We start from the raw sequence: 8,622 nt of genomic DNA, 5'->3' as shown, positions 1-8,622 counted from the left end.
ACACCTGGCAACGCAACCGAGGGCGTATGGCACCCGTCACTTCGAATACCTCTGGCGGTGGCGCGTCTTTCATCAAATGCAGGTAATTGGCTTGCACATCCCCCGCCGGCCCCAGCAACACCACGTTCTGCACCGGCAGGCCAAGGCTACGCCGTTGCCACCAGGCGTTCGTGGCCACTTGCGAGGTGCGCAGGTACACCTGGCGGTTGAACAGCAGGATCTGCCATACCAACACCCGTACGGCCAACACCGCTCCCCAGCCCAAGGGCAGCAATGCACTCCAGAGCAACATCTCCAGGCGCGGCTGCTCTTTGGGCCAAAGCATCAACAGAAGCACCGATTGCACGCCGACGACCGATCCCAACACCAACCACCAGCGCCCCCAGCGCGGCTCGCCCGGCTCAGGATAATCGGGGTACTCGGGCGGGCGGTTCATGGTGCGACACTCATCGAACTCGCCGGCAAGGTACTCACCAACTGACAACCGCACTCACACCGATGCCCATCCAGCGCCACGGCCCTACCATCCATGGTCGAACCCGAAGCTCCCTGGGCAACCCGGGTCAAGCCGTGCAGGTTGCACCGCACCAGGTCACCCACGCAGGCCACCGGCTTACCGAACGCCAGGTAATGCCCTTCCAGGACTTCACCACCAAAGGGCCGCAACGGATCGCCCACCCGCACCAACGGCATCATGCGACCACCGCCTTGATCTGCTCGACCTGTTCGACCAGGCTGCCGGCCTTGCGCAACATGTCGCTGGTCTTGGCGATGCGCTGGCGGTAGTCATCCTGCGCGATCTGGCGCTTCTGCTCGGCCACCACCTTGCCGATATTGTCGGTGGGCTTGAGCAACTCCTCGGCGCCCGGCAAGAACGGCACCACCAGACCCGTGGCCCTGTCGATCACCTGATAACCAATGGCCGCCACACCGAGACCCGCTGCCAGCCCGCCGACTCCGCCCAGCCCGCCGGCGCGCTTGATGCCATAGACCGTGACCCCGGCGATCATCGCCACGCCCAATATCTGACCGGCCACCGCGACAGGGGAAAGGTCGCGACTGCTTTTGTTACCGAAATAGATCATGCGGTAGAAGAAGTAACCGGCCCACATTTCGCGGCTGTCCAACGTGTAGTGCATGAACCAGGCGCGGGAGTCGTGGATCTGGTCATCGAACAACGCCACCAGCAAGGCCGTATCCGGGTCGGTGCTGGGGGTGCCTTGGGTGTCACGGAACAACTGGTCGTGGCGAACCTTGCCCTCTTCGGCAATGCGGTCGTGGTCCCGGGTTTCATCATGCTGATTGAGCAAATAAACCGAATCACGCAGCACTACATCAAGGGCGATGCCTTTCCAATCAGTCTGGTTACGCTTTTGTCCCAGGTAATCGCTCTTGAACTCTGCGGCGGCCTGGCTGAGCTGAGTTTGGTCAAGCGTCGGCTCGTAGATACGGGGGCCTGGCAAAGCAGGGTTTTTCAATCGTTTAGCCGGCATGGCGGCCACTTCTTTTTCATAGTCTTTGAGCTCTTGGCTCGCTTTGTAGGCCGTGACCTCATCAGCGTTCTCAAAATACGTCTGGCGTTTGTAGCTGTCGTTATCACCTTGAAGGTCGTTGACGTAGCGGCCGATACGCCAGCCGGTAATCCAGTGCAACTGCTCGGCCAGGGTGTCTTCCACGGTGGTGTTGAGGCGGTAGGGCGTGTACTCCCAGGCGGGCGAGTTGACGGAAGTGTTGGCTGGGATGCCGGGCAGGGTTTTGCAGCGCCAAGCGTTGAAGCGTTCAACTACCGTTGAATGAACCTTAAATTCGGTGAACGTTGACTCCAACATAATTCGCCATGACTTCTCCGGCTGTAGAGTCTTCGGCAGCACCGCTTCTGGTACCAGAAAAGGCGCACCAATGGCGAAGGCGGCGGCATACATATCATGTAGGGCAATCTGCGAGATCAGTTCATTGCTACCACCACGGGCCTTGCCCTGCTCCTTTACCCTGTAACCACCGCCCACATCCGAATGCACGCCGGGGTACACCACTTCGTAGGTGTTGGCCGGGTAGCGACCATCTTCGTTACGGATCGAGTCCAAGGGAAAGCAGGTGCGTTGCTCACAGGCTGCGACAAAATGCTGGCAATGCTTGACCAGTTTCGGAAAACGCTCGGCATCCGGCAGCAACTGGCTGTCGTCAGCCCAGTCCATATGCCCATTGAAAAACGGCACCACACGGGCAATGCCCACCGAGGCCACTGTGTCCATTATTCCGAGGAACTCGACGCTGACGGGCAGCCCGGCCAAGCGTTGCACCGGGTTTGTCGCCCCAAGTGGGGTTTCAAACAATTGGCTTAGCCAAGTGACAAACGCCCGAGCTTCGGCGGCGCCACGGGAGAAGCCATATACGTAGAGCTTGACGCCTAACACTTCGGGCGCCGGTGGTTTTTTCGCCGCAGCGGCTTGTAGCGAACGGAATATCTCGCCCATTACCGCACGGCGTCTGCCTGCGCCTAAAGTACTGCCTAGTGGTCCGCGCCACGTGCTCATGGCCTCGACTTTTGCTTTGGCAAGTTCCCTGCCGATATCTTTTTTGTCGTTGAGCGCAAAAGACATAGCACCGGCTACCTGAACTAAGGCCCAATTGATGCGATCCTCGCCACCAGTGGCATATTTCAGTCCTTCCGTGCTGTAATCCAATTCGCCAATTTCGGGGAAAGGGGTACCGACGCCTGGCATGTAGTAAGAGAAGTAACCATTTGCTTTAGCTTTGGGACCCCGAATTGAAGCATGAAATAGCTTGGCAATATTACTGGGATTATTACTCTTAATATCGTCGTAGTCATTATTATTGGTGCCATCAAAAAACAAGCTGACGTGCAAACTTTGACAGCACTTAGAATGCTGTTTCTGCCCTTTAATATTGACCTTTTGGCGCTCATTATTCTCTTCTAAGATTTGCAAATTATAGTTGGCGCCTACCTTCTTAATATCGGAAGGCAAACGGCCACTCACAGGAAAAATCGGCGGTGCCCAGACGTTTTCCTCGGAGCCACGTTTCACTTCGGACATACGGCAGGCTCCTTCATTTCAAGTGGTTCTTTAATAGGATTGTGGGGTGAACCATAACCCCAGCAAGACGTGGTGACTTTAATTTGATTGCAAACCAGAAAATGTACTTTTAATCCACAGGAGTCTGTACCTGTCCACTCTGGAATATCCACCGTGGCGCTGTGGCGTTGGTAGTTGGCTTTGTGTTTCGCTTGGGCGGCCCAGTATCCTTTCTCATCGGCTGGCCATTTTGAATATGCATAAGGATTAGGATCAGCTTCCCATTCGACATTCGCCTTTAATCCAGGGCGCCATTTAACTGGTAATACAATACAACACGACGCACCTCCCCCCCCATCTGCTCCATATCCATTAACCGACATCCAGTTAATACCCTTCAAAGTATGGTTGATCGCCTCTATGTTGCCTCCTGCCATTTCGTTTTCCGCCGAAGAACAACCAAACAACATAAGCCCCAAGAACCCCAACAGCCCTCGGGTAATTTGTCTTCTCATCATCTTATTCATACATCGCAACTCCCTTACTTATTCTCAAGCAGCATGAAAAAACCGCCCAACATGAGCATCTTTTTCATATGGCCTAATACGATTAATCCGCACCAACGGCATCATGCGAGCACCGCCTTGATCTGCTCGACCTGTTCGACCAGGCTGCCGGCCTTGCGCAACATGTCGCTGGTCTTGGCGATGCGCTGGCGGTAGTCATCCTGCGCGATCTGACGCTTCTGCTCGGCCACCACCTTGCCGATATTGTCGGTGGGCTTGAGCAACTCCTCGGCGCCCGGCAAGAACGGCACCACCAGACCCGTGGCCCTGTCGATCACCTGATAACCAATGGCCGCCACACCGAGACCCGCTGCCAGCCCGCCGACTCCGCCCAGCCCGCCGGCGCGCTTGATGCCATAGACCGTGACCCCGGCGATCATCGCCACGCCCAATATCTGACCGGCCACCGCGACAGGGGAAAGGTCGCGACTGCTTTTGTTACCGAAATAGATCATGCGGTAGAAGAAGTAACCGGCCCACATTTCGCGGCTGTCCAACGTGTAGTGCATGAACCAGGCGCGGGAGTCGTGGATCTGGTCATCGAACAACGCCACCAGCAAGGCCGTATCCGGGTCGGTGCTGGGGGTGCCTTGGGTGTCACGGAACAACTGGTCGTGGCGAACCTTGCCCTCTTCGGCAATGCGGTCGTGGTCCCGGGTTTCATCATGCTGATTGAGCAAATAAACCGAATCACGCAGCACTACATCAAGGGCGATGCCTTTCCAATCAGTCTGGTTACGCTTTTGTCCCAGGTAATCGCTCTTGAACTCTGCGGCGGCCTGGCTGAGCTGAGTTTGGTCAAGCGTCGGCTCGTAGATACGGGGGCCTGGCAAAGCAGGGTTTTTCAATCGTTTAGCCGGCATGGCGGCCACTTCTTTTTCATAGTCTTTGAGCTCTTGGCTCGCTTTGTAGGCCGTGACCTCATCAGCGTTCTCAAAATACGTCTGGCGTTTGTAGCTGTCGTTATCACCTTGAAGGTCGTTGACGTAGCGGCCGATACGCCAGCCGGTAATCCAGTGCAACTGCTCGGCCAGGGTGTCTTCCACGGTGGTGTTGAGGCGGTAGGGCGTGTACTCCCAGGCGGGCGAGTTGACGGAAGTGTTGGCTGGGATGCCGGGCAGGGTTTTGCAGCGCCAAGCGTTGAAGCGTTCAACTACCGTTGAATGAACCTTAAATTCGGTGAACGTTGACTCCAACATAATTCGCCATGACTTCTCCGGCTGCAGTGTTTTCGGCAACGCCGCTTCCGGCACCCGAAAAGGCGCACCAATGGCGAAGGCGGCGGCATACATATCATGTAGGGCAATCTGCGAGATCAGTTCATTGCTACCACCACGGGCCTTGCCCTGCTCCTTTACCCTGTAACCACCGCCCACATCCGAATGCACGCCGGGGTACACTACTTCGTAGGTGTTGGCCGGGTAGCGACCATCTTCGTTACGGATTGAGTCCAAGGGAAAGCAGGTACGTTGCTCACAGGCTGCGACAAAATGCTGGCAATGCTTGACCAGTTTCGGAAAACGCTCGGCATCCGGCAGCAACTGGCTGTCGTCAGCCCAGTCCATATGCCCATTGAAAAACGGCACCACACGGGCAATGCCCACCGAGGCCACTGTGTCCATTATTCCCAGAAATTCGACGCTGACGGGCAGCCCGGCCAAGCGTTGCACCGGTTTTTCCGCCCCAGGTGGGGTTTCAAACAATTGGCTTAGCCAAGTGACAAACGCCCGGGCTTCGGCGGCGCCACGGGAGAAGCCATATACGTAGAGCTTGACGCCTAACACTTCGGGCGCCGGTGGTTTTTTCGCCGCAGCGGCTTGTAGCGAGCGGAATAACTCGCCCATTACAGCGCGACGTCTGCCTGCGCCGAAGGCACTGGCTAGCGGTACCGGCAACGTCCTCATGGCTTCGACTTTTGCTTTGGCAAGCTCCCTGCCGATATCTTTTTTGTCGTTGAGCGCAAAAGACATAGCACGGGCAACCTGAACTAAAGCCCAATTGATGCGGTCTTCGCCACCGGTGGCGTATCTCAGCCCCCCGTCGGTATAATCTAATTCGCCAACTTCTGGGAAAGGGGTTCCTACACCAGGCATATAATAAGAGAAGTAACCACTCTCTTCTGCTGTACCACCTCTTAACGACGCATGAAATAGCTTAGCGATATTACTAGGGTTGTTTTTTGGAGTGTCGTCATTATCATTATTATTAGTACCATCAAAAAACAGGCTTATATGCAAGCTTTGACAGCATTTCGAATGCTGGCCCTGCCCCTTAGCATTGAATTTATTTCGCTCGTTATTCTCTTCAAAAATTTGCAACTCATAATTGTCGGTCACCTTCTTAATATCGGAGGGCAAACGGCCACACACAGGAAAACTCGGCGGTGCCCAGACGTTTTCATTGGTGTCACATTTCACTTTGGACATACGGCAGGCTCCGTCATTTCCATAGGTTCTTTAATCGGGTTGTGAGGTGACCCAGCTCCCCAGCAAGACGTAGTGACTTTTATTTGACTGCAGACCAAAAAATGTACCTTTAAGTCACACGACTCTGTTCCTGGCCATTCAGGAATATCCACTGTGGCACTGTGGCGTTGGTAGTTGACTTTGTGTTTAATCATAAACTCTCTAAACTCATCCGTTCCCAACGGGGGCGCGGAGGCGAAAGGATCCGGATCGACTTCCCATTCGACATTCGCCTTTAAACCAGGACGCCATTTTACCGGCATATTGATACAACATGACCGCCCTCCGCCTCCGTCAGCCCTATATCCGTTAACTGAAAGCCAGTTAATGCCTTTCAAGGTATGATTCACCGCTTGTATATTACCTGCGGCCATCTCATTCTCCGCTGAAGTACAGCCAAGCAATGTCAGTCCCAGAAAACCTAGAAGCCCTTGTATCAAAATTCTTCTCACAATTTTCTTCATACGTCGCAACTCCATTAAGTAAATCAAGCAGCGCTAAACTGCCACTGGCTACCTGCTCGCGACCAACTTCATGAGTGCTTCCAAACCAGCAAACCAAAAGGCCGAAGCAGAAAACACTCTTTCAAAACTCCTTTATTCCCTGGCAGAACCCCACATCAACATTCCGCAACTTTAATTCCGGCTCATCTTTTACCTTCCCATCAAGACAGTACTTGCCTCGAAGATATGCATTGAGCTTTCGATCTTCGATGAGTTTACTTTTATGATCGCTATACAACATCAGCGTATCGACAGCCAAATCGACCGGCATACTGACTAGCGTAATGAATGGGCAAACAATACTTAGATAACAAAGCGTCGGTATGGGATCGTAAGAGCCCTGTCCCTCTAGCGTAAGCAGGTTCCAGTCGTATTTCACACCGGGATAATAATCTGAGTCATGATATATTTTCGATGACGTACCACGCTCAACTAAAGTTCCACAACCGGCAGTCATAGTTACGAGACCAAACACTGTAAGTGCAAACAGCCGTTTAAGCACACCCGCCTTAAACCGCCACGAATAATTTCCTCTCGCGATTTCGCCCCACGGCTCCCTTTCGTTGAGGCTCATAATTTCTGCCTTACATATTCGGTCAGGTCACCAAAATAATTTTCCTGGCTGGCCTGCACGACAAATGCATACAACCGGGCGAAGCGCAGTTCCTGGTTTTTTTCCAAGTGGTCAAAATTACCTCCATCCAGCAGTCTCTGTGCATCAGAGATACAACCAATCAGGCTGCATTGCTGATCACTCAGCTCTAGGCAGCCATTGACGTTGGGGCTGTTTTGCTGGGTTTGATCGATGCCTTGCAACCACTGCGGCTGATTATCTCGATCCAGCCAGCCCCAATAGCACGCTACCCGCAGGTACTCGGATAGCTGCTCGCTGCTGAGTATCGAAGACACCAGCAATGGAAAAACTCGCGGGTCGTAGTAACGCAACAAGCCGCTTTGCCCACCCCATGTCATTTGCGACAGCAACTGCAGGGCGCGGCTCAATGCGTCAAAAGGCAATGGCGAGACAAGCACCAGCAAGCGAGCATCGGCTGCACAGTGCGTCATCAGTTCTTCCAGCCAGGCTTTATGCTGCCAATGCGTGAGGTCCAGGCGCATCAGCAGCGGGGCCTGCTCCAACAGGTTCTCCTCGGGCATGCCGGTGAACAAAGAGAACCATGGGATCTGTGGTCGCAATGTCTGCAGCGCAGGCACTGCACAGTTATCCCAGGCGGTTTGGTCGAGCAATAGATCAACTTGGTGGATACCGACGTTGGCACATACCTGCTCGATCTGTTCTTGCCATTCTGTTGCGGTTGCCATGTATGCCCCTCTCTGATCAACCTTGGCGCATCACTAAGCCGAGGGCTTTTTTCCGGGCCTTTTCAAGGCACTCCTCACACACCGACTGCGGCAACTCAGGCATCGGGAAACTCTGGCTGGTGGTGGTTTCCCACACATGCTGCCCCTTCAGGTTGAGCATGCCGGGGGTATGGATATCGATGGTGCCGGCGGGGTTGATACGGATGTATCCGCCGCCACAGCCCAGGGTGATGCCGTTTTTCGCGGTCAGTTGCAGGTGCCCCTGCACCGATTGCACGGTGATGTTTTGCTGGGCGATCAGGTTCAGCAAATCGCCGTGGGACTCGATTTCCAACGGGCCTTTGCCCGAGACCAGGCGCAAGCCTTCCTGTTGGGCCAGCAGTGAGATGGCCTGGTTGGCCTGGATAGACAGGCGTTGAGCGGCAGCCAGGTTGATTTCATCGTTGCTTTGCACGTACAGCGCTTCACCGCTTTTGAGCAGCAGGCTGGCGGGGGTTACCGCGCCGATGCCTTTGGGGGCGCTGAGCAGGATGGCCGGGGCAGTCAGGTCTTTGGCGTCTTTTTGCAACTGTTGCAGGCCATCGATGGCGGGCTCGCGGCTGTGGTGGGCGCGGGCGATTTCCTGCCAGTCGGCGATTTGTTGTTTTGCGCCCTGGACCTGGCTGGTGGCCGGTTGCATGGCCAGGACATCACCCTGCGCCTGGCCTTGCTCATCGGCACTGATAAACAACCC

The 8,622-nt window shown here is 54.8% G+C and carries 8 protein-coding genes and 1 pseudogene; all 9 read right to left on the bottom strand.

What is annotated here, in order from left to right; translation table 11 throughout:
- A pseudogene (locus tag FEM54_RS34360) lies at positions 1-436 on the bottom strand (hypothetical protein); the annotation flags it as partial.
- Positions 433-696, bottom strand: a complete 264-nt coding sequence (locus tag FEM54_RS17140) for a PAAR domain-containing protein (RefSeq protein ID WP_116668704.1) — start codon at positions 694-696, stop codon at positions 433-435. The gene FEM54_RS17140 and the pseudogene FEM54_RS34360, both read right to left, overlap by 4 nt.
- Entirely contained in the window at positions 693-3,056 is a 2,364-nt protein-coding gene (locus tag FEM54_RS17135; RefSeq protein WP_138452072.1) for a T6SS phospholipase effector Tle1-like catalytic domain-containing protein, read from the bottom strand. Before FEM54_RS17135 ends, FEM54_RS17140 begins: the two co-directional genes overlap by 4 nt.
- Positions 3,044-3,562 (bottom strand): Tli1a family immunity protein, encoded by a 519-nt coding sequence (locus tag FEM54_RS17130; RefSeq protein WP_138452070.1) that lies wholly within the window; start codon positions 3,560-3,562, stop codon positions 3,044-3,046. Before FEM54_RS17130 ends, FEM54_RS17135 begins: the two co-directional genes overlap by 13 nt.
- 101 nt (positions 3,563-3,663) lie before the next feature.
- On the bottom strand, positions 3,664-6,027 hold the full coding sequence (locus FEM54_RS17125) for a T6SS phospholipase effector Tle1-like catalytic domain-containing protein (RefSeq protein ID WP_138452068.1): 2,364 nt from the start codon (positions 6,025-6,027) through the stop codon (positions 3,664-3,666).
- Positions 6,015-6,530 (bottom strand): Tli1a family immunity protein, encoded by a 516-nt coding sequence (locus tag FEM54_RS17120; protein ID WP_138452066.1) that lies wholly within the window; start codon positions 6,528-6,530, stop codon positions 6,015-6,017. The genes FEM54_RS17125 and FEM54_RS17120 overlap by 13 nt, the downstream gene beginning before the upstream one ends.
- A gap of 121 nt (positions 6,531-6,651) precedes the next feature.
- Positions 6,652-7,143: a YceK/YidQ family lipoprotein gene (locus FEM54_RS17115; protein ID WP_240792761.1), complete on the bottom strand. Its 492-nt coding sequence runs from the start codon at positions 7,141-7,143 to the stop codon at positions 6,652-6,654.
- On the bottom strand, positions 7,140-7,889 hold the full coding sequence (locus tag FEM54_RS17110) for a toxin Tle1 chaperone Tla1 (protein ID WP_138452064.1): 750 nt from the start codon (positions 7,887-7,889) through the stop codon (positions 7,140-7,142). The genes FEM54_RS17115 and FEM54_RS17110 overlap by 4 nt, the downstream gene beginning before the upstream one ends.
- 16 nt (positions 7,890-7,905) lie before the next feature.
- A partial coding sequence (locus FEM54_RS17105; protein WP_138452062.1) for a DUF2345 domain-containing protein occupies positions 7,906-8,622 on the bottom strand: 717 nt, incomplete at its 5' end.

The organism is Pseudomonas edaphica (genome assembly GCF_005863185.1).
Lineage (GTDB): Bacteria > Pseudomonadota > Gammaproteobacteria > Pseudomonadales > Pseudomonadaceae > Aquipseudomonas > Aquipseudomonas edaphica.
The sequence above is the reverse complement of the archived record's forward strand: the minus strand, read 5'-3'. Positions and strand labels throughout refer to the sequence as shown.